This is a genomic window from Halobacillus dabanensis, from assembly GCF_900114165.1.
Lineage (GTDB): Bacteria > Bacillota > Bacilli > Bacillales > Halobacillaceae > Halobacillus > Halobacillus dabanensis.
In genome coordinates this window covers 442,386-462,731 of sequence record NZ_FOSB01000001.1, presented here as the reverse complement: position 1 = coordinate 462,731, position 20,346 = coordinate 442,386, and the positions used below count along the sequence as shown (strand labels likewise).

27 protein-coding genes are annotated in these 20,346 nt (G+C 43.3%); 6 read left to right on the top strand and 21 right to left on the bottom strand.

Features of this window, described 5'->3' with window-relative positions:
- Positions 1-227 precede the first annotated feature (227 nt).
- Entirely contained in the window at positions 228-686 is a 459-nt protein-coding gene (locus tag BMZ58_RS02390; protein WP_075034937.1) for an SRPBCC family protein, read from the bottom strand.
- On the bottom strand, positions 686-1,027 hold the full coding sequence (locus BMZ58_RS02385) for a MerR family transcriptional regulator (RefSeq protein ID WP_075034936.1): 342 nt from the start codon (positions 1,025-1,027) through the stop codon (positions 686-688). The genes BMZ58_RS02390 and BMZ58_RS02385 overlap by 1 nt, the downstream gene beginning before the upstream one ends.
- A 297-nt stretch (positions 1,028-1,324) precedes the next feature.
- Between BMZ58_RS02385 and BMZ58_RS21405 the strand changes: the two genes are divergently transcribed.
- Positions 1,325-1,552, top strand: a complete 228-nt coding sequence (locus BMZ58_RS21405) for a VOC family protein (RefSeq protein WP_244151471.1) — start codon at positions 1,325-1,327, stop codon at positions 1,550-1,552.
- 293 nt (positions 1,553-1,845) lie between these two features.
- Here the strand turns inward: BMZ58_RS21405 and BMZ58_RS02375 are convergent, their stop codons facing one another.
- The 5 genes from BMZ58_RS02375 to BMZ58_RS02355 form a co-directional block, all read right to left on the bottom strand.
- A complete protein-coding gene (locus BMZ58_RS02375; RefSeq protein WP_075034935.1) occupies positions 1,846-2,280 on the bottom strand; it encodes a GNAT family N-acetyltransferase in 435 nt (144 codons plus the stop codon).
- An 11-nt stretch (positions 2,281-2,291) separates the two neighbouring features.
- Entirely contained in the window at positions 2,292-2,591 is a 300-nt protein-coding gene (locus BMZ58_RS02370) for a hypothetical protein (protein WP_075034934.1), read from the bottom strand.
- Between the two features lie 13 nt (positions 2,592-2,604).
- Entirely contained in the window at positions 2,605-2,793 is a 189-nt protein-coding gene (locus tag BMZ58_RS02365) for a hypothetical protein (protein WP_075034933.1), read from the bottom strand.
- A 12-nt stretch (positions 2,794-2,805) separates the two neighbouring features.
- Positions 2,806-3,231, bottom strand: a complete 426-nt coding sequence (locus BMZ58_RS02360) for a DUF4871 domain-containing protein (protein ID WP_075034932.1) — start codon at positions 3,229-3,231, stop codon at positions 2,806-2,808.
- Between the two features lie 157 nt (positions 3,232-3,388).
- The gene (locus BMZ58_RS02355) at positions 3,389-3,997 is read right to left on the bottom strand and encodes a hypothetical protein (RefSeq protein WP_075034931.1); all 609 of its coding nucleotides are present in this window, start codon (positions 3,995-3,997) and stop codon (positions 3,389-3,391) included.
- Positions 3,998-4,142: 145 nt separating this feature from the next.
- Between BMZ58_RS02355 and BMZ58_RS02350 the strand changes: the two genes are divergently transcribed.
- From BMZ58_RS02350 to BMZ58_RS02340, 3 genes are all read left to right on the top strand, one after another.
- Positions 4,143-4,229 carry a YjcZ family sporulation protein gene (locus tag BMZ58_RS02350; RefSeq protein ID WP_075034930.1) on the top strand — a complete coding sequence of 29 codons (87 nt, stop codon included), beginning with the start codon at positions 4,143-4,145 and terminating at the stop codon, positions 4,227-4,229.
- Positions 4,230-4,476: 247 nt separating this feature from the next.
- Positions 4,477-4,977 carry a peroxiredoxin family protein gene (locus tag BMZ58_RS02345; protein WP_075034929.1) on the top strand — a complete coding sequence of 167 codons (501 nt, stop codon included), beginning with the start codon at positions 4,477-4,479 and terminating at the stop codon, positions 4,975-4,977.
- 252 nt (positions 4,978-5,229) lie between these two features.
- Entirely contained in the window at positions 5,230-7,071 is a 1,842-nt protein-coding gene (locus BMZ58_RS02340) for a terpene cyclase/mutase family protein (RefSeq protein WP_075034928.1), read from the top strand.
- Positions 7,072-7,158: 87 nt separating this feature from the next.
- On the opposite strand, the gene BMZ58_RS02335 is transcribed toward BMZ58_RS02340, so the two are convergent.
- The 5 genes from BMZ58_RS02335 to BMZ58_RS02315 all read right to left on the bottom strand — a co-directional run bounded on the left by BMZ58_RS02335 (position 7,159) and on the right by BMZ58_RS02315 (position 11,490).
- Positions 7,159-7,635, bottom strand: coding sequence for a DMT family transporter (locus BMZ58_RS02335; protein ID WP_075034927.1), 477 nt, complete (start codon positions 7,633-7,635; stop codon positions 7,159-7,161).
- A 12-nt stretch (positions 7,636-7,647) separates the two neighbouring features.
- On the bottom strand, positions 7,648-8,343 hold the full coding sequence (locus BMZ58_RS02330; protein WP_075034926.1) for a Crp/Fnr family transcriptional regulator: 696 nt from the start codon (positions 8,341-8,343) through the stop codon (positions 7,648-7,650).
- A gap of 15 nt (positions 8,344-8,358) precedes the next feature.
- Complete coding sequence (locus BMZ58_RS02325) at positions 8,359-8,784, bottom strand: DMT family transporter (RefSeq protein ID WP_075034925.1); 426 nt, start codon at positions 8,782-8,784, stop codon at positions 8,359-8,361.
- Positions 8,785-8,895: 111 nt separating this feature from the next.
- Positions 8,896-10,410, bottom strand: coding sequence for a potassium/proton antiporter (locus BMZ58_RS02320; protein ID WP_075034924.1), 1,515 nt, complete (start codon positions 10,408-10,410; stop codon positions 8,896-8,898).
- Between the two features lie 195 nt (positions 10,411-10,605).
- On the bottom strand, positions 10,606-11,490 hold the full coding sequence (locus tag BMZ58_RS02315; RefSeq protein ID WP_075034923.1) for an NAD(P)/FAD-dependent oxidoreductase: 885 nt from the start codon (positions 11,488-11,490) through the stop codon (positions 10,606-10,608).
- Between the two features lie 293 nt (positions 11,491-11,783).
- Here BMZ58_RS02315 and BMZ58_RS02310 point away from each other — a divergent pair, with 293 nt between their 5' ends.
- Both BMZ58_RS02310 and BMZ58_RS02305 read left to right on the top strand, forming a co-directional pair.
- Positions 11,784-13,340, top strand: coding sequence for an ABC-F family ATP-binding cassette domain-containing protein (locus BMZ58_RS02310; protein ID WP_075034922.1), 1,557 nt, complete (start codon positions 11,784-11,786; stop codon positions 13,338-13,340).
- Positions 13,341-13,737: 397 nt separating this feature from the next.
- Positions 13,738-14,376: a YczE/YyaS/YitT family protein gene (locus tag BMZ58_RS02305; RefSeq protein ID WP_075034921.1), complete on the top strand. Its 639-nt coding sequence runs from the start codon at positions 13,738-13,740 to the stop codon at positions 14,374-14,376.
- A 318-nt stretch (positions 14,377-14,694) separates the two neighbouring features.
- Here the strand turns inward: BMZ58_RS02305 and BMZ58_RS02300 are convergent, their stop codons facing one another.
- The 9 genes from BMZ58_RS02300 to BMZ58_RS02260 form a co-directional block, all read right to left on the bottom strand.
- Positions 14,695-15,102, bottom strand: a complete 408-nt coding sequence (locus BMZ58_RS02300) for an NUDIX hydrolase (protein WP_075034920.1) — start codon at positions 15,100-15,102, stop codon at positions 14,695-14,697.
- Positions 15,103-15,261: 159 nt separating this feature from the next.
- Entirely contained in the window at positions 15,262-15,975 is a 714-nt protein-coding gene (locus BMZ58_RS02295; RefSeq protein ID WP_075034919.1) for an alpha/beta fold hydrolase, read from the bottom strand.
- 10 nt (positions 15,976-15,985) lie between these two features.
- A complete protein-coding gene (locus BMZ58_RS02290) occupies positions 15,986-16,339 on the bottom strand; it encodes a VOC family protein (protein ID WP_075034918.1) in 354 nt (117 codons plus the stop codon).
- Between the two features lie 225 nt (positions 16,340-16,564).
- The gene (locus BMZ58_RS21400) at positions 16,565-16,729 is read right to left on the bottom strand and encodes an isochorismatase family protein (protein ID WP_244151470.1); all 165 of its coding nucleotides are present in this window, start codon (positions 16,727-16,729) and stop codon (positions 16,565-16,567) included.
- Between the two features lie 195 nt (positions 16,730-16,924).
- Positions 16,925-17,956, bottom strand: coding sequence for an SDR family oxidoreductase (locus tag BMZ58_RS02280; RefSeq protein WP_075034917.1), 1,032 nt, complete (start codon positions 17,954-17,956; stop codon positions 16,925-16,927).
- Entirely contained in the window at positions 17,953-18,381 is a 429-nt protein-coding gene (locus tag BMZ58_RS02275; protein ID WP_075035103.1) for an NUDIX hydrolase, read from the bottom strand. Before BMZ58_RS02275 ends, BMZ58_RS02280 begins: the two co-directional genes overlap by 4 nt.
- Entirely contained in the window at positions 18,374-18,880 is a 507-nt protein-coding gene (locus BMZ58_RS02270) for a GNAT family N-acetyltransferase (protein WP_075034916.1), read from the bottom strand. Before BMZ58_RS02270 ends, BMZ58_RS02275 begins: the two co-directional genes overlap by 8 nt.
- Positions 18,881-18,903: 23 nt before the next feature.
- Positions 18,904-19,275, bottom strand: a complete 372-nt coding sequence (locus BMZ58_RS02265) for a VOC family protein (protein WP_208601390.1) — start codon at positions 19,273-19,275, stop codon at positions 18,904-18,906.
- Positions 19,276-19,471: 196 nt separating this feature from the next.
- Complete coding sequence (locus tag BMZ58_RS02260; protein WP_075034914.1) at positions 19,472-20,332, bottom strand: AraC family transcriptional regulator; 861 nt, start codon at positions 20,330-20,332, stop codon at positions 19,472-19,474.
- Positions 20,333-20,346: the final 14 nt, after the last annotated feature.

Genomic DNA, 20,346 nt, shown 5'->3' with positions numbered 1-20,346 from the left:
TAACAAATAAAATCCGGAAATCCCTGACATACAGATACGTTTCCGTGTAACGACACAAAAATGCGTACCTTTCATTTTTTAAAGGTACGCATTTTTTGATCTAAACGTTTGATCACAAAATAATAACATCCAACAAAGTCATTCCTGCACAGCATGAGGATCCTTCGCATTCAAGCTACATGTATATGAATTACTTTGTTATAGGTTCCAGAAACTTGAGACGAATTTTAAACATTCGTATGTGTCGCTTCTTGCTCGACGCGGTCCAGGAATTCTTCGACGACACGTTCATTCCCTTTTTTATTGGCCAGTTTCATCATCGCTTTTCCGATAAAATTGACCCCTTTGTTCTGCCCTGCATAAATAAGGCGCGTTTGGTTTGGATCGACTTTTTCCAGGGTGAAACTTGCTGTAACCTCAAAGGCTTTGCCGATAACAAATGCGATTTTCTTATGTTTTCTTTCCTCCGTTTCTTCATAGGCAAGCGTTTCGACGGTGTATGTTTCCAGTCTCTTACCTTCTCTGTAGGTCTGGCGGTGTTTTGCTCCTACTTCTGTTTCCGTCTTTTCCATCAGCTCATGTTCTTCCACTTTCGGCATGATCCGCTTGATGTTCCTATCTTTGAACAGTTCCCATACTTCTTCCAACGGTGCTTCTATAAGACGATCCTGCTCCCATTGAATCATTATTCTTCCTCCCGACCTGATTGCAAAAACGCATCAATCTCTGACAGCCGTTCTTGCAAGTCTTGAATTTGATTTTGAATGTTCGCCCTCTTTTCCAATATTAAATCTTCTAAATGGGTGAACGATTCGTCTCCCATGACGGCAATCATTTCCTGGATAGTAAATCCGAATCCCCGCAATTTACCGAGTAAAAGAGCCAGAAAATAGCTGCCGTCATCATAATACCGATAGTGATTGTCCGGGTTGATGTATGCCGGCTCCAGGAGACCGACTTCGGCATAATAACGGAGAGTTTCTTTACTTAGTCCTGTTATTTCAGAAAACTCACTGATTTTGTACACGATGTCCTCCCACTTCCTATCTTAAACTGCGGGGTGCACCACAGAGTCAACACTTTATCCTTCTTATCATTTCCTTTGTAAAAAAAACTCCAAGAATCCCATTCCTATTCTCCCTTTCATGGTATGGTAGAATTATACATTTATTAAAGGAGTGATCGATCTTGAAAAGCCCAATATCAAACAGGGTGAATACTATATTCATCCCCGTCTCAGACTTAAAACGATCCGTACGTTGGTATAGTGATCTGATCGGGCAGCCTTTTGATTTAGAGAATGTAACCCCACCTGTAATACAATATGCCAATAGGCCATTCTACAGGTGTTGCTCTCGATGCCGGCATGGAAGAAGTCGCCCCTTCCCCGCACCCTCTATTCAACTTCCATACGGATGACATCGACGCAGCCTATCTATTTGTTCAAAAACTCGGCTATGAGATTTCCCAAGACGTTGTGCGTTTTAGAGATATCGCTTTTTTCCAAATTAAAGATCCTGATGGAAATGTGATTATGATATGTAACGGCTAACCCTGACTACATGGAAAAGTATTACCTTGTAGCTCAAGTAGTGTTGATAAAAAGAAGAAACACGGCCACAACTTTCCCATGTTCTTCTTTTCTTATGTAAAACGACAGGTGTACGGGTAGAAATCAACCATCAAAGACTAGCGACATGGGTAATTGCCGATCCCACTGTTCGTGAAACAGGTGCAAAGTCGGACGATGAATAAGAACAGAGCCTGGTAAAAAACATCTCGTCTGTTAACTTCTGCGAAAGAAATGACTGGTCGCATATGTATACTCCCCTCAAACCTGTATGATCAAAATTCCTTTTTGAACACATAGCTGACACGGTCATAATTCATTTTACTTTCATAAAATTGATGAGCCCTTGTCCGTTTCAAGCCTGAGGATAAGGCAATCCGCTCATATCCATGACTCTTAGACCAATTTTCTACAAATCGGAGCAACTCTTCTCCATAACCATGCGACCGGTATTGTTCAGAAGTGACTAGATCACAAACCCAGACGAATCGACCGTAATATAAGGTGGTCATTTCTTTAAAGCCAGTAACAGCAACGATTCTACCATCTACTTCCATAGCGAAAAGCTTATAACGTTCCACTTCCATGGCTTCTTTTACAAGCGATAGAAACTCTGCTTTTTTAAGGTGTGTCCGTAGCTCATTCATGACCGGGTATGCAGATACTATTTCTTGATCCTTCTTTAATTCTCTAACAACTTTTTCAGACATCCTTAACCTCCTTAACCAATCAAACTTGCCAACATCCAGGGGAGAAGGATTAAAATGATACCCAATGAAACCAGGAGTTTCGTGATCAACATTGGTAATCTCGTTCTTCCTTCCCCTTGATACCATCCGGAAAATCGCCAGCGATTCCGATACATGACAAACAAAAGCAAATAAACGCCTGATGCCCCGAGCCATTGGTACCGTTCAGCTGTTTCATGTATGGTATACAAGGGCCCGAGAAGCAACCACACAGCGGCTCCGACCAAAACGAAAGTCAGTACAATACGCAACAATTCCAAACCAACTCTCAAAATAAACCCTTCTTTATAAATATTCTAAACTTAAACCGATATAGATGACCAGGGCAGCAAGAAGGAAACTTGAAAGAAATAGTGTCTTTTGCATACGTGTCCAATGTTTTAGCCATCCCCAGCGTTTTCCATCTTGGTCGAACCACAGATAATCGAGGACCACACTAAGCAAAAGGATGATAACAACAATCTGCACCTCCATTTTCTTCCCCCTTTATTCTTTCACCTCTACAGTAATAGTGCCGAAGTGTTCCCCTCCAATAGACGTGTTCAAGCGCCATTCCCCACTTTCCGGTAAACTCATCAAGGAAGGAATAGAGGCATCTGCTCCATTATGGGGTCCTGTCAAGCTTTGAGCTTTGAAAACCTCCACTGTTTCCCCTGAATCTACATGCTTTCCTTTCACGATGAATTCTCCTTCGAGCTCCTCTTCCTCTCCCCAGAAATGCCACATATATTTCTGATTTTCCCCGGCAATGAATGGCGCATAGATTAATCCGACCTTTTCCTCAATTCCAAGCATAGTATATGATCCAGCCTCGAATTTCTCTGTTTTATTTTCGTCGGAATGTTCTCTGCTGTCCTGTTGCTGACAGGCGACAAGGAAAATGATAGAACAAACAATCAGAAACTTTTTCATCATGACCTCCTTAAGCGATTTCTTTTTCTTCCTGTTGTTCCTGTGCGGAATTTTGAATAATTACTGCTCGTTCAACTTTTGTTTAATTACATTCATACATTCCTCTTCCTTACTTAGTTCTTGCAATTTTAGTGGATTCCTTTTTTAAACTGAATGTTCAATAGTCGACCAGGAGCATCTCATCCCCCGAGGTGAATTCATAGACGAAACGTGCTCCTCCTTGATCGAGGCCAATTTCTTCTTTCATAAAAGAAAGGAGACTTCTCAGCATGTCCTCATCCCCTTCTTCCGCCCCACGCCCTAGACTGATATCCACCAGCGGGTCGAACGCGACTTCTGTGAACTCCGGCAAATCATCTTCCCCCTGGTATTGAGAAAGAGGGTTAATGATAAAAACATCCATCGCCTCTACCTTTGTTATTTCGCGGCTTATATAAGAGTCCAGCTCCTTTTCTATTTGCTCTTCATAATATCTTGTCGCGTAATTATCTTTCACTACCTTCTGTTGAGAATCCTCATAAATTAAAAAGTCCACTCCATTTTCGTGCCCTGCTTCGGCCGCATATTCAAACTCATGGTTTCCCATGTTATCAAAAAGTGTGCCGTAGACTTCTGCTCGATCCGGAAAACGTTCATCGATATAAGCCGTTCCCATTTTTTCGGCTTCTTCTTCGCTATTGTCAGGTATCATAGCAAAGATGAATAATAGAATGCAGCCTAAAACGAGCACTACAAGGCTGACCACAATCCATAGAATTTGTTTCATACTAAGCCTCCTCCCTGATTGTACCAAAAAATGGATGACTAATCTTTAACCTTCTAGACGAGCACACACTCTCTTCTAGCTTTTTTTCATAGAATGAAAGTAATGAGGATCATCCTCAAATTTTTTGCTGAAGGAGTTGTTGAACATGGGTTATGGTTATGGTAGCAACTTTGTATTGATTATTGTGCTTTTCATCCTGCTTATCATTGTCGGATCAGCATTTGTCTACTAGTTATTCGTAAGCGAGCCCATGTTGGGGTCGCTTTCTTCTTCCTTTATTACATACCAAAACTTTGATGCTCGTATTAACTGCTACTGGGTGCTGGGAACCACACACTTTATAGAGTTAAGGATAGACAGGATCCACACAACTCCTATCTCGATTGAAGAAAGCTTAGTTTGTAATGAATAATTAATTTTAAACTTCTTCGTATTAGGGTATAGAACGATATGAGGAATAATAGAAAGGATGTGAACCTATGACATTCAAATTGAACCAACATGCGCCAGATTTCAAGTTGCAAGCGATAAGAGGAAACGAATTTCATTTCTCCGAAGAACTAAAAGAAAACGATGAATGGCATTTGTTCGTCTATTTTCGCGGTTCCTGGTGTCCTGCATGCATGAAAGAGCTGGATGAATTTCAAGAGGCCATGGACTTTTTCGAGAATAACAATATTGACTTCGCAGCGATTACCCATGAAAGCCAGGACAGTCTTGAAAAAATGGTGGACGAGCATGATTTCACCTTTCCGGTTTTAATAGACGAAAATCTCGAGTTCTTATCAGCCTACAATGTTCATTATCATGATGAGCATGCCCCTTATAAAGATCACGGCACGCACGCAGAACCTGCGTACTTTTTGACCGACGAAGATGGACGGATTCTTTATCAACAACGACAAACCAGCCCATTCGGCCGCCCCCATCCAGATGAATTACGCAAAATCATCGAATATATCAGAGAAAATCTGAAATGAGGACCAAAAGCGCAGGCGCCCTGGGAGATACGAAACGCATAAGCAAAACGGACAGTGGAAGGTGACCTTCCCTTCCACAGGACGGGTTGCTTATGTCGCGAGTGGCTGGGCGCTGGAGCTGGATGCAAAAAAAAGCGCAAAGCGCCTTGCCCCCCCCACAAGTAGCAAACGGGCTTTCTTAGGAAAGCTCGTTTTTTTCATATTTTTCCCCTTTGGTCATACATATGAGAAAGATTGAAAGGATGGGTGATTATGAAGGGGCATGTTGGTAAGATGATTGATGAACTCACCATAGAAATCCAGTCCCGACAGGCCGATGATGGGAGTTTCCACTTTTGCTTCGAAAATAGTTTGATGACTGATGCCAATATGATCTTATTGTTAAAGACTTTCACGAAAGAAAAAGCATTAATCAATGACCTTGCCGACCGGTTAGCGTCATTACAACACCATGACGGATATTGGCAATTGTATGAGGATGAAGAAGGAAACATTTCAGCGACAATTGAAGCCGTGTTCGCCCTGTTATATTGTGGGTATTACCAAAAGAATGACCCCAAGGTTAAAAAAGCGTATACGTTTATTTTAGCTAATGGTGGATTGGGTAAAGCACATTCGCTCACGAAAATCATGCTGGCCATTCACGGCCAATATCCATGGCCGAATTTTCATCACCTGCCCATTCATCTTATCTTGCTCCCACCCGCGTCCCCTGTCTCTTTTTATGATTTCAGCAGTTATGCTCGTGTCCATATGGCGCCGATCCTCCTCCTTTCTGACAGAAGGTTTATCATAAAAAACAAAGAGATACCAGATTTGAGTGACTTATTATTACGCATGGAAATGGAACCATTACAAGCAGAAACACGGGGATTACTTTCCAATATCCAAACAGCGATACAAGATCTCGCTGGTATCCCTCACCGAATGTATTTACTCGCAAGACAACGTCTTACTACCTATATGCTGCAACGGATTGAAACTGACGGTACGCTTTATAGCTATTTTTCCTCCACCTTCTATATGATTTATGCCCTCATGAGTATTGGATACCGGAAAAATGATCCTCTTATCAAGCATGCGATCCAGGGGTTGAAAAGCCATCTATGTGAAACAGATCGCGGTCCCCATATCCAAAATTCTCCTTCCACCATTTGGGATACCGCTCTTCTCGCTGATGTTTTGCAGCAGAATGCTAGTTTGATAAATAGCTCAAAAGTATTTTTAGCTCACCATCAACACACAAAGTTCGGAGACTGGATGATTAATTCGCCAAACACGATGCCTGGTGGATGGGGGTTTTCAAAAAGCAACACCATCCATCCTGATGTGGATGATACGACTGCGGCATTAAGGGCATTACACAAAGATAAGCATCTGCAAAACAACTTTACCCGTGGTTTGAATTGGGTCCTTGCCATGCAAAATGAAGACGGGGGATGGCCCGCTTTTGAAAAAGGGAAAACCAATCCTTTTTTGAAATATGTCCCGATGGATGGTGCGGAATCAGCGAGTATCGACCCTTCCACTGCTGACTTGACGGGACGAACACTCGAGTTCTTAGGGGCTGACGTCCGATTTACGCTGAATGACCCGAACATCCAACGAGGGATTGAATGGCTACGCAACCATCAAGAGAAAGACGGGTCCTGGTATGGACGCTGGGGAGTCACCTATATTTACGGGACATGGGCAGCATTGACTGGCATGCGAGCCGTTGGAGTCAGTGCTGATGATCACACCGTTAAAAAAGGTATCCATTTTATAAGAAAATGCCAAAATGAGGATGGAGGTTGGGGAGAGTCATGTCGAAGTGATGTAGTTAAAACATATGTTCCATTAAAAGCAAGTACACCTTCCCAGACAGCCTGGGCATTAGACGCGTTGATGAGTGTAGAAGGAAACGTAACCTCTACCATCGAAAAGGGAGTAAGGAGTCTTTTGAGACAACTCGAGGTGAAGGACTGGACCTATCGATACCCGACCGGTGCCGGTTTACCAAGGAATTTTTATATTTATTATCACAGTTATAACTATATTTGGCCATTGCTCGTTTTGAAGAAATACCTTTCGTTAGATGATTCCTCTGAATAATTTCAGCCTTGAAAAATAACTCGGAAAACCCCCTTGATATTTTTACTAATGACCATCTATTTTCTTAGAGCGTGCCCTTTAGTGAGGTCACGCTCTCATTTTTTCTGCTTCTTCCTCCTGCTCCTCTTCCTTTGGCTTCTCTAGTTTATAGACAAGCACACCACCGATCAATAGCGCGATACCTAGAAGTTTCGTAATAGATAGCGGTGATGCGTCAAAGCCGAACCAGCCTCCTGTGTTGATGACAAACGCGATGAGGATTTGAGAAATGAGCGCAATCGATATCGCATAAGCAGGACCAATCAAAGACACTCCACGCATCAGGCAGAAAACAATGCCGACACCGAAGACTCCACTGAATAAAAAGATTTTGTCAACATCACCAAAGTTGAACAAACTTGTTTGCTCGACCGAATAAAAGACAGGCAAAGAACAGACGAGACCAAGCCCCAGTACAAGGGAGGTCGTCGCCCAGGCTCCCGTCCTTTCACTGACCCTCGCATTAAAAACATTTTGCAGACTGATTAAAATACCAGCCACAACGGAAAATAACACACCAATCATGTCATCCACTCCTTATTCATAGATGTTTCCGTTCGCTAGTGTCCGGAGACTTTCGAGATTCTTTATTTGGATAATTCCGTTCGACCGTTCAATCGTTCCTTCTGATGCCATCTTTTTTAACACACGGTTCAAATGTCGGTAACTCGTGCCGATCCATTCAGCAAGCTCTGTCAGATTGGCAGTCCTCATCTCCTGATGAAAAAGAGTTCCTTCGCCATCCGAAGAAATGGACAGTAAGTAACTTGCTAACCGTACTTCCACAGGGTAAAGCATGTGCATGCTTGTTGCCTGTGATTCCGAATAAAACTTATGGGCCACCGTTTCTAATAAAAAGCGGATCACCTGCGGATGCATCGCTTCCAGTTCCTTCAAGTCAGCAAATGGGATGGCAAGCATCACTCCATCGGTAACCGCTTCGACCGAATTGATGACAGGACTCCCTTTTACGTATTCCACATCTCCGATGACCCCAAGCGGCCGCTTGAATCGGTTGATCAGTGACTTCCCTTCAGGCGTAAGTGTATAGATTTTGATTTTGCCTTCCACCAGAAAATAAAGCTCTTCCAACTCTTCGCCTGTTGTAAAAAGGTCATCCCCTTTAGAAAAATGATAGGCTTTCATCTGGTTTTTAAATTCTCCTGGAAATAACCGGTTCAGTTCATATTGATGCATGTAAGGTTCTGTTTGGATCTCCTTTGTTTCCTTCATGTTTCGAACTCCTTCTTATAGTTGGAAAAGAATGACTCCTGCCAGCATCATTGCAATTCCGAGTCCTTGTCTCTTAGTGACGGGAATTTTGCTTTCACCGAACCAACCTCTCGATTCAACCACAAACGCGGTGCCGATTTGTGCGACGAGTAAAATCGCGATGGCACCCGCCGGGCCGATCATGCGGATTGCAGTCAGCTCTGCAAATACTACAATGACACCGAACGTCCCTCCAATCAAGTAAAGGGACGGAACTTGCTTAAAGCTTTTTCCTTTGCCATCTCTCACAAAGAAATAGACAAGAATGGAAATGGAAAAGGCGACGAGATGGACCATAGAAGTCGTATGCCAGCCCCCGATTGAATCACTCATCCTTGCATTAAAGATGCCCTGCATCGTGATGCACAAGCCTCCAAGTAATGAAAATAAAGCACCTTTCATCGTTCATCCTCCTGTTCTCTGAAATCAATTTAAAAGGAAGATGCATGTTTGAGAAAGGACATATGTCCTAACGTTCCCATATTAATCAAAAAAACAAAAGAGAAAGACGCTTCACGAAGAAGCGTCTTTCTCTTTTTGTCTTTCTTTACTATTTTTCACTCGTTGTTCCAGCGTCTTTTTCAACTGTTCCTTATATTTCTCTTCCACTAAAATATACAAGAAGTCCCCTGCCTTGATTTCCGTTTCCCCGTACGGTGTAATCACTTCATTATTACGGATGATTGCACTAATGTTCGCACGGTTTGGAAAACTCACTTCGTGGAGCTTCTTGCCGACCACGGCTGATTCTGAATTTGTTTGATATTGAATCATTTCCGCTTTCGCTTTCCCCATCGAAATGAGCTCGATACTATGATGAGGCACATCTTTTTTCGGTCCAACAAGGTTCATTTTTTTCGCGACAAGAGAAATCGTGGAACCTTGCACAAGTGCTGAAGTCAAGACAACGAAGAAAACCAAGTTGAACAAATCCTGGCTGTTCTGCAGCCCTTCCACGATTGGGAACGTTGCCAGAACGATCGGTACAGCCCCTCGCAAGCCTGCCCATGAGATGAACAGCTTTTCTTTCGTCGAGTAGTTCATCTTGATCATCGATAAAAAGACGGCGATAGGCCTTGCGATCAATATAAGCACGATCGAAAGCAGGATGCCATTCAACATGATGGAGGCGGTGAACAATTCACTCGGAAATACATATAATCCAAGGATGACGAACATGAGGATTTGAGCCATCCAGGCAAATCCTTCATTGAATTGAAAGATGGAATAGCGGTAGGTCAGCTCACTGTTTCCGATGACCAATGCAGCAACATAAACACCGAGGAATCCACTACCACCCATAAATGCAGTGAGACTATAAGTGGCAAGGGCAAAAGCTACGGAGAAAATCGGATACAAAGCACTCGAATCCAGTTTGATTCGGTTGATAGAAAAGGAAGCGATTTTTCCCAGCAATAAACCAATGAGAAGACCAAGCCCCATTTGAATGAAAAACGTAGGGATCAACATCCAAAAAGAAGCCTCTTGTGTTGTAATCAACTCAATGAGAGACAAAGTCAGGAAAACGGCCATCGGATCGTTCGTTCCCGACTCAGCTTCGAGTGTCGCCCCCATTTTTGCCTTGATGTTTCTCTCCTTCAGTGCAGCAAAAACAGCGGCCGCATCCGTCGAACCGACAATAGCACCAAAAAGAAAACTCTCAAGCCATGTCAAATCAAATAATAAAAAAGCAGCGAGACCGACGAGCAAAGATGTTATCAGCACTCCAAACGTCGCCAGCGATAAGGACGGAACAGAAACGGCTTTCACTGTCGCCCACTTCGTATGTAGACCACCTTCAAACAGGATGATGACGAGAGCGAATACGCCAATAATTTGCGCGGTCCCCGCATCACTGAAATACACGATCCCAAGACCTTCACTGCCGAAAGCCATCCCGACCATGATGAATAAAATCAGTGCAGGGATGCCCCAGCGACTAGAGAATTTAGCCACTAGAACACCGCTGAATAAGAGTAAAGCGGTGAGTAATAAAAATGAATCCGTACCAAAAGTGTCAAAAAACATGAAAAATTAGATTCCCCTATTCGTTCTTGCTATTATATTTAATATCCATTGTTCCTGGCTTCAGTAAAAAACTCACCCTGATTCCTGAAATAATGTACACATACCTTCCATAAAACATGAGAATTACCAATACGAAAAAATTAATATAGTTAAAATTATCCTATATCAACAAGGTAAAATCAAAAAAAACAGCTTTTACCCATGTAACCACTTGTGAATCCAAACCCCTGCATGGGAGCCGTCTCCCATCGCTGTTGTCACTAGTTGTGAATGATCGACCACATCCCCCGCCGCCCAGACTCCTTCCACATTCGTCATCCTTGTCCGGGGGTGGACAAGAAGATGACCCTTCTCATTCGTTTCCGCGCCAATGTTGACCGCTAGTTCAGAACGCACTCGATTCCCGCTGAACCCTAGAAAAACTTTCTCCGCATCGATTAAAAGCCCTCCCTCTGTTTCTATTTTTTCCATGAACCCATCCGTATGGACGAGTTCTTTCACGTTCACTTGTTGAACAAATATTCTATTTTCACGAAGCTTTCCTTGCATTTCAAGAGACAAGGGTTCTGCACCGTGGTTAATAAAAGTGATTTCTTCATTCCAATACTTGAGAGCGATCGCCAAACCTGCTCCCGCATCACCATTGCCCACCACTACTGTTTTTCTGCCAATGATTTCGTAACCATCACAATCAGGACAGACATAAACAGACTTTCCAAGGCATGGCTTAATCCCTGGTATATCCGGAAATCGTTCCTCTATCCCTGTAGCGAATAAAATCGTCTTAGCATTATAGGTATTGCCATCTTTTGTCCCCACATTAAATCCACTATGTACATAATCTACGTCTGTTTGCAGCCTTTCTGCACCAAAATTCCGGGCTTGAGCAAAACCTCGTGTGCGCAGCTCTTCTCCACTAACACCTTCTGGAAAGCCGAGTATATTGTTATATTGCTTACATAAGGAGGAACGTCCTTCCCCTCCATCTATGATCATCACTTTCCTCTGGAACCTTCCGAGCATAATGGCTGCTTGCAATCCCGCTATTCCTCCACCGACGATAATGCAGTCATAAGTCATCAACTTTCACCCTCCCGCTTTTTCTTCTACTTTACCCTTGCTCTGCATGTTTTACTCTCCCTTTTCCATTCGCTGCAACCAATGGCCGTAAAAGGTATGAGGGGACTGGGCCACTGAAGCATCTGTTCAGAAAATGAAACCATAGTAGCTGTCATCCAATAGGAAGGGCAAAAAAGAAAAACATTTACAACGAGAAAAATAGTTACCAATTTACTCTTATCCCTGTCGCTTAAGTAAGAAGAGCATTATAATAAGAAAGGATTAACTCTCAGAAGGAAAAGGTGTTAACTACAATGAGCTTACTCACAGTCAAAAACTTAAGTCACGGCTTTGGAGATCGTGCGATTTTCGAAGACGTGTCATTCCGTTTATTAAAAGGTGAACACATCGGCTTGATCGGCGCAAACGGTGAAGGCAAGTCGACATTTATGAATATCATTACAGGCAAACTCGAACCGGACGCAGGAAGTATCACATGGTCAAAACGAATCCGTATCGGCTATTTGGATCAGCATGCCGACCTGAAGCAAGGCATGACCATCAGGGATGTCCTGCGTACGGCTTTTCAATATTTGTTCGATATGGAACAAGAAATGAACGACTTGTTTGCTAAGATGGGCGAAGTGGATCCAGATGAACTGCAAGAATTGCTGGAAGAGACAGGCGTCCTGCAAGATGCATTGACAAACAATGATTTTTACACCATTGATGCCAAAGTGGAAGAAGTGGCGAATGGTCTCGGTCTGAATGAAATCGGACTCGAACGTGATGTCCATGACCTCAGTGGCGGTCAGCGTACAAAAGTGCTGCTCGCAAAACTTCTTCTGGAAAAGCCGGATATTTTGCTTCTGGACGAACCGACCAACTATCTTGACGTCGAACATATCGAATGGCTCCGCACTTATCTTCAGGAATATGAGAATGCCTTCATCCTCATTTCGCATGACATTCCGTTCCTGAACAGTGTCGTCAACTTGATCTATCATATGGAAAATCAAGAATTGACTCGCTACCCTGGCGATTATGATGAGTTTTTGCGTGTGTATGACATGAAAAAACAACAATTAGAAGCTGCATACAAGAAGCAACAGAAAGAAATCGCTAACTTAAAGGACTTTGTCGCCCGCAATAAAGCGAACGCCGCGACAAGTAAAATGGCGATGAGCCGTCAGAAAAAGCTTGATAAAATGGATGTCATTGAATTGGACGCAGAGAAGCCGAAACCACAGTTCCATTTCAAACAAGCACGGACTCCTGGTAAGTATTTGTTCGAAACGAAAGACCTTGTCATCGGTTATGACGAACCTTTGTCCCGACCGCTGAACTTATCTATGGAACGCGGACAGAAAATTGCCTTATCCGGCGCCAATGGAATCGGAAAAACTACACTACTGAAGAGCATTCTAGGTGAAATCCAACCTGTGTCAGGCACGGTTGAACTCGGGGATCACCTTCACATCGGATATTTTGAACAGGAATTGAAGAATATCAGTGACAACACGTGTATCGAAGAAGTCTGGGAAGAGTTTCGCCATTTCACCCAGTACGAAGTGCGTGCAGCTCTAGCCAAATGTGGTCTGACTCGAAAGCACATCGAGAGTAAAGTACAGGTGTTGAGTGGTGGTGAAAAAGCGAAGGTCCGTTTATGTAAACTGATCAACAAGGAAACGAATCTGCTTGTTTTGGATGAGCCGACGAACCACCTGGATGTGGATGCTAAAGCGGAATTGAAGCGTGCGTTGAAAGAGTATAAAGGCAGCGTCCTGCTCATCTCTCACGAACCTGAGTTTTATCAGGATGTGGTTACAGATGTATGGAACTGTGAAGACTGGACAACAAAAGTCTTTTAATATTATCGGTTATGGGAGCGAAGGGTTACAGGAAACGGCTCCTTGCCATAATAACTACTTCGAAATCGAGCGACTACCTATCCACACATAGGATGTAAGAGAAGTGAGCGGATTCCAATTGCAAATCCAACTATTGATAATCGCTTGCAACCATATGAAATTCTATTTATAATCCCGGAAAATAAAGAGATACATGCATAATCCCCTTTATCCTTATTAAAAGCTCGATTTCTGTACTTTTCATCCACCTGAAAACAGTGAAATCGTTTACTTTGATTTTTTTATTTTATATTGATTTTTTTGATTGACCTATAAAATAATCGCTAATAAAATGTGATCACGATTCTGAGATATATCTCGGTCGTGATCACTTTTTTATGGAAGGGAGGCGTTTGTCATGTTTTATCGTGCCACGATTTACTTGGTTGGAATGTTCATTAACTTTTTCGGTGTAGCCCTTTTGATCAATGCTACATTAGGGGCTGGATTTTGGACTTCCTTCTTTATCGGAGTCAGCGATCACCTTGGTTATACGGTAGGATTCTGGTACGGAGCATTTCAACTACTCATCATTTTTATAAATGCAAAGCTAATGAACAATCTCCCGGAAGCAAGGGCAGTTATTCCTGTCATATTGGAAAGTTTAATTTTAGACTTTTGGTTGGAAATCGTATTCGCGCGTGTCGATTTGACGACAGCTCCATTTTTCTTGCAAGTCACAACTCTATTAGCCGGCGTAGCCTTCATCGGTTTAGGTGTCGCCATCTATATTTTGCCGCAATTCCCGCGCGCTCCTGTCGATCAGTTATTCCTGGCTGTCAGTGCCCGTTTCAAATTGAGCCTCCAGACAGGTCAAACTGTGGTGGCGGTCATCATGACAAGCCTCGCTTTAATTATAGGGGGACCGGTCGGGTTAGGAACGCTCGCACCAATGATTTTGCTCGGTCCTATCATCCAACTTTGTTATACAAGGTTCTACCCGCTGTATTATCGGCTGCATCCTTCCGGAGAGCGTGCTTATCAGGAAGCTGTTTAATATAAAGGCCATTGCGATGTTCTTGTTGCAATGGCTTTAGCTTTACAAAATGGGCTCTTGCACTTTTGTTTTCATCCAGTTCCTGCGCCCAGACACTCGCGACATAAGCAATCCGTCCGGTGGAAGAAAGGTCGCCTTCCTCCGGCCGTTTTGCTTATGCGTGTCGTGTCTTTCAGGGCGCATGCGCTTTTGTTTTTATCCAGCTCCTGCGCCCAGACACTCGCGACATAAGCAATCCGTCCGGTGGAAGAAAGATCGCTTCCTCCAGCCGTTTTGCTTATGCGTGTCGTGTCTTTCAGGGCGCATGCGCTTTTGTTTTTAGAAACTTACAAAAAATGGCTGGCTGCTTTCCTCTAAACAAAGTTCGATCCGCTGCCAAAAATTACCCCATGTCACCATGTCGCGGGCTTTCTCCAATGAGAAAAAACCTACCTCCAGCGCTTCTTCGGTCGTTGTCAGGTGGCCTCCAACAGGCTTTGCAAGGAAAAGCGTATTACATATGGAACGCTCGACATTTTGGAATACCCCACAGAACTTGCTCACTTCAATATCAAGTCCGCATTCTTCTTTCGCTTCCCGAACAGCCGCCTCTTTCAGGGATTCTCCTTCTTCCACTTGCCCACCTGGCATCTCCCACCCTCGTTTAGGTCCTTTGATTAATAATATTTCTTTGTTTTCATTCAGAATAATAGTTGCTGCTGAAACGATGTGCTTCGGAATATTCATGGATGCTCCTCCTGCTTCTTTCAAAAACTTCCCAAGACTTTACTCAGAAATGATAGACTATTTTCATTATGTATCTAGATGATCAAAATTTTGCTTCCTATAAGTCTCTAAACACTAAGCCTTGATAATGAAAAAACTATAAAGACAATGGAAACATATCTATGCTTTCTCTTCCAATAGGAACCTTTCCAATACCTTGTTATATATTTCAGGCTGTTGAGTATGAACGAGGTGGGATGCAAAAGGAATTACAGCAACATGAACAAGTTCTGATTGCTGCGGATATAGTGTAACACCATTAACCTCGTGAGTGAGTCCTTCTCCTACCATAAATAAAACGGGCATCTTCAAAGTTTCCAGGGAGTTTGTTTCATCAAATGGATACCAGCCCGAATCTCCTCCTAGTTGTATGAACTGCTTCCACCCTTCCCCGTGAAGCTGATTAAAATGAGCGACGGCCTCTTTGTCTGCTAAAAGCTGGTTACGAAACTCCGCTTCTTCTGCGTTCATTTCCTCCCAATTGGCCGGCTTCTCAGGAATTATTCCAGAGATGGTTAAAGTCCGGACAAATTCTGGAAATTCTTTAGCAAAGATCAATCCAACCAACGCTCCGAATGAACAACCGACAATATGGGCTGATTCCACCTGTAAAGATGTCAAAGTGTCAGCCAAATCAGCCGCAGACTTTCGGAAATAGTCATTCAGATCATCTGCCGTTGACTTTCCTTGTCCCCTTAAATCCGGTAAAATAACTTGTTTTTTTGAGCGAAAGTACTCCCGTTGTTGTTCAAAGTCAGTCAAACCTGTTTGTAACCCTGTGTGTAGAAAGACGAGAGGCTCCCCGTCTCCTAATACCTCTGTATGTAAAATCATCGTTTTCCTCCTAACATTGACAGATCATCAACAGATTTCCATCAGGGTCTTTGAAATTGAAAAAGTGATCGAATTGAATATCAGTGACCAGTTCGACCTCCTTCTCTTCCATGAATGTATAAGCTGCCTCGATATCCTCTGTATTAAAATGAAAAGCAGGGATCTGGTATACTGCTTCATCAGAATAAATCTTACTATCCAGGACGACTCTTGCATGCTTCATCGGCAGCACATAGAGATGCCCACCTGGAATATCTCCGTCCGCTGGCACACCAAGTAAATCGCAATACCAGTCGCGAGCTTTTTCAATATCTCGGACCGGAACAAAAATAGCTCCCACCTCGTTTTGAATCGGGCTTTTCATACGATTTTCCTCCTTTGTAATGAGTGTTTATGTTTTTCCATACCCCTACCATAAAACCTCCAAATGCTTTAAGGACATCACATGCCCTATACAAGTGTTCAAACCCCGAAGTATCAATGACTTCAACAGTTTCGGACTATCCAGAACCGTTCCGATAAAATCCTTAATGTCTATGCCCTTCATGTCATAAGTTCAATCTATACACCGTACCTGTTGCCTCTTCAATCACCGTGACCTCGTGCCCCCCAGATCAAATCCAGCGATACTCGGGAACAGGCCGCAATACTCTGAATTTAGACCTGTAATAAAAATTTGATCGACCCCAGCTTCTGTAAGAAAATCATCTAATGACGTTTGATAAAAGGAGCTTGGGGTTTTCTTCTCTATCACTACATCCGCATATTCTTTTAAGGAGGAATCAATATCTGCCCCCTACTCCCTTTAAAAAGCGGGCTTTCTTCCTCCTCATCCTCATGCTTCATAAAAACAACAGGAAGATCTCGATCTCTGAATATATGAATCAGCTTTTCCATCCTAACTCAACTCTATATTGAAATCCCCTTGCTCGACGAGGCCGTTCTGACATCAATCAGGATCAATGCCAGCATTTTCCCCCTTCCTATCCCATTTTTTCAATATCTCTTTTTCCCGCTCTTTTGTTAACCCAGCGTTTCTTTCCTCATTAGTCCTCCAGTTGTCCCATTGATACGTATCTATAATTGTTTCGTGAATCGGTCTAAATTTCAGTCCACTCTTAATTGCTTTCGACACATCCTGGCTGAAATCATCTTCTGTCGGAATCCATACAGGGAGATCCATCCAGGGCTTGACACCCTCATCCATTAGAAACTCTGCAGGAACCCATCTGAACGTCACTTCTTCGTTCAGCGAAGAAGCGCAACTCTCCAGAAAATCTTTCATCGTCAACTTGTAGTCAGGACCATTGGCATTAAAGACACCTGAATGCGCTGTTGCGGAAAGGTTGACCACCCATTCCGCCAAATCCCTTACGTCTATGAACTGAACCTGTTGATTTTTCCTTCCGGGAGCGAGCACTTCCCCTCCCTCAGCAATCCTGGTAGGCCAGTAGGTAAAACGGTCTGTTGGATCATATGGACCAACAATCAAGCCTGGGCGAATGATGATGCTTTTCTCTTTCATTTGTTGTTGAACTTCTTGTTCGCAATGAGTTTTCAACGGACCATAAAGACTTGGATCGAATTCTTTCAACCTTTCCGCCTTCTCAAGTCCTTCATCCGTAAGCGTCATCGGTTCTTCAGATTCATCCAAGTTCTGCACAGAAGTGAAATCGGGATAGACGGAAATAGTGGAGATGAAGACATACTTTTTCGTACATCCATTAAGGGCATCCAGACTTTTGGAAACGGTCGAAGGTTTATACCCACACGTATCGATGACGGCGTCCCATTCCTGGTCTCCCAGCTTTTGCAAATCTTCTCGCTCTTCCCTGTCGCCATAAATATAAGTTACATCGTCAAATAAACCTGGATTGGTCTTTCCTCGGTGGAATAATGCCACCTCATGCCCTTCCTTCAAAGCTGATTCCACGATATGTCTTCCTAGAAATTTCGTTCCTCCGATAATAAGCAGCTTCACGCCCGTTCCACCCCTTCATTCTTTTCTGTTTTCAAAACAGCGATCAAAAAAGACAAATCTTCTGGAAAAGAGAGTTCCAAGTGTAAAAGTTCTTCTTGGGACACCCAGCGAATCTCATGGATCAGACTGTCAGTATCCTGGATTTGCATCTGACCACCAGTCCTACTGACCGAGAAGTAAGCGACCTCAACAGCTATTTCTCCTATGAATCCGTTTTTTATCTTCAGTCGTTCTTTTACGCTTACAATGTATCCTGTTTCCTCAAAAGTTTCTCTTCTACAGCACTGTTCAGGGGTTTCTCCTTCTTTAATCCCACCTGATGGAACGGTCCAGGTTTTCTTTTCCTGTGGTTTTCCTTGGAGCACCATCAAAAGTTCGTTCTTGTCATTAATACAGATCGCTGCGGATCCTTGCCACTTACTCATCATTCAGCACACTGAAAAGAAAGGAATCCCGCCGCCCTTCTTTCATTTTCAAATGGCCCCTCAACCTTCCTTCCATCTGCATGCCACACTTCTCCAGCACCCGTATCGATCCCTTGTTTTCTGGATGACAGGTCGCTTGAATCCGGTGAAGGTCAAATGTTTCAAAACCCTCTTGAATTAACCGCTTCGCTACTTCCGTTCCAATCCCCTGCCCCCATTCATCCGGGTGCAAAATATAAGCCACTTCGCCTGTTTGGTGGTATTCATCAAGAATTTTCAATTCCGCCACGCCAATCAGCTCTTCATCGGATTCACGCAGAATCGCCCAGACGTATTTTCGAGGTTCAGCCTGCCTGACTTCATGGACCAGGTGCTGGACATAGTCCTGGGTATCTTCTTCCGTGTTCGGCCCCCACGACTGGTATCGAGAGACCTCTTCTTTTGAGGCATATGTATGGATACTCTTCCAATCTTCTTGTCTTAGTTCACGGAGCAACAACGTCGCTTCTCTCCTTTCTTTTTTTAGCGATATGGTTTGAACCGGTCCTCCTCATACAGACCGGGTAAATAAGCTTCTAAGAGATTGCCATCCAAATCTCTGAATTTGAAGTGCCCCTCACTTCCACCCTCTAGAACAGTGACGCCCTGATCCATCAAGGATTGCTTGCAATATTCTACACTGTTGGATGAGATGATGAAGACAGGATGGGTTCCTTCGAGGTTGTCAGGAAGCGGAAGGTGTGAGTCTTTTTCAATCAAACAAACCGGAATTCCTTTCTCTTGCCCAAGGACGACGGTTTTCCCGTGATCTTTCTGGACATTCAAGCCAAGAATATCTTTATACCACTCGATTGCCTTCTTGATTTCCTTTACCCTCACATTAATCTGATACACTCCTGAAAAACAGCTCACCGTACAGTTCATCCCCCTCGTTTATGGTCTTTTTAAATATGACCGATTTTTCTTGCATTGTATAATACTAGAAAAATCCGCTTGATTTTACCTTTAAATAAAATTCTACATTTTACAGTAAAATCCTTTATTGCAAAAGAAAAAGCACAACCCGACAAAAGGACTGCGCTTCCTTCAACTATTTAACCGGAATCCATATTTCGGAGTAATAATTTTCACTGTCTGGATTCCCATCATGATAGACTTCGAGCTCGGGACCACCAGCATTTTTATAGCCGCTTGATGGGAACCATTCAGAATAGATCTTTTTCCATGTGTCCTGCATCGCATGTGGCATGGCACCATGAACGCCGAAAATGGCCCACTTCGCTTTCGGTACTTCAAGGGATTTCAAACCTTCCACATCCCCACCATCATGAGCGGCCGCAATCCAATAGTCAATATGGTTCTCCTTTACCGCAGTCTTATCGACACATATGCCTAACAAACCTTTTACTGGACCATTGTTTTGTTTCAGTAATTTCTGGTCTGTCCCATTGCTATTTACCTTGCCCCACATTTGCGGGATTCCCTTCAAGTTCTCCCCGTTCACACATGAAAATTCCTCTTTCACACCGACAACTTGAAATGCTTCTTTTTCTACCACTTCATACTCCATTGGATCGGCTCCTTTCAAATTCACCTGTATGACCAGGCGGTTATATGCCATCATCTTCCCGTTGTAACCCCTTGCTTCCCTAGGGGAGATTCCATGCTGTTTCCGAAACGCCCGGGAAAATGATTCAGGAGTTTCATAGCCATATTGGAAGGCAAGATCAATGACTTTTTGCTCTCCCTTTCTCAATTCCTGCGCAGCAAGCGTCAACCTTCTCCTTCTCAAATATTCCGCCACCGTCGTATCGGTAAGAAGGTTGAAGATGCGCTGAAAATGAAAAGGTGATGTATGAGCAGCTTGCGCGATCTCTTCCATGGAGATGTCCTCCAGTAAATGTTGTTCCATGAAATCAATCGCCTTTTGCATCGATTGTACCCAAGTCATGGCGTTTCCCTCCC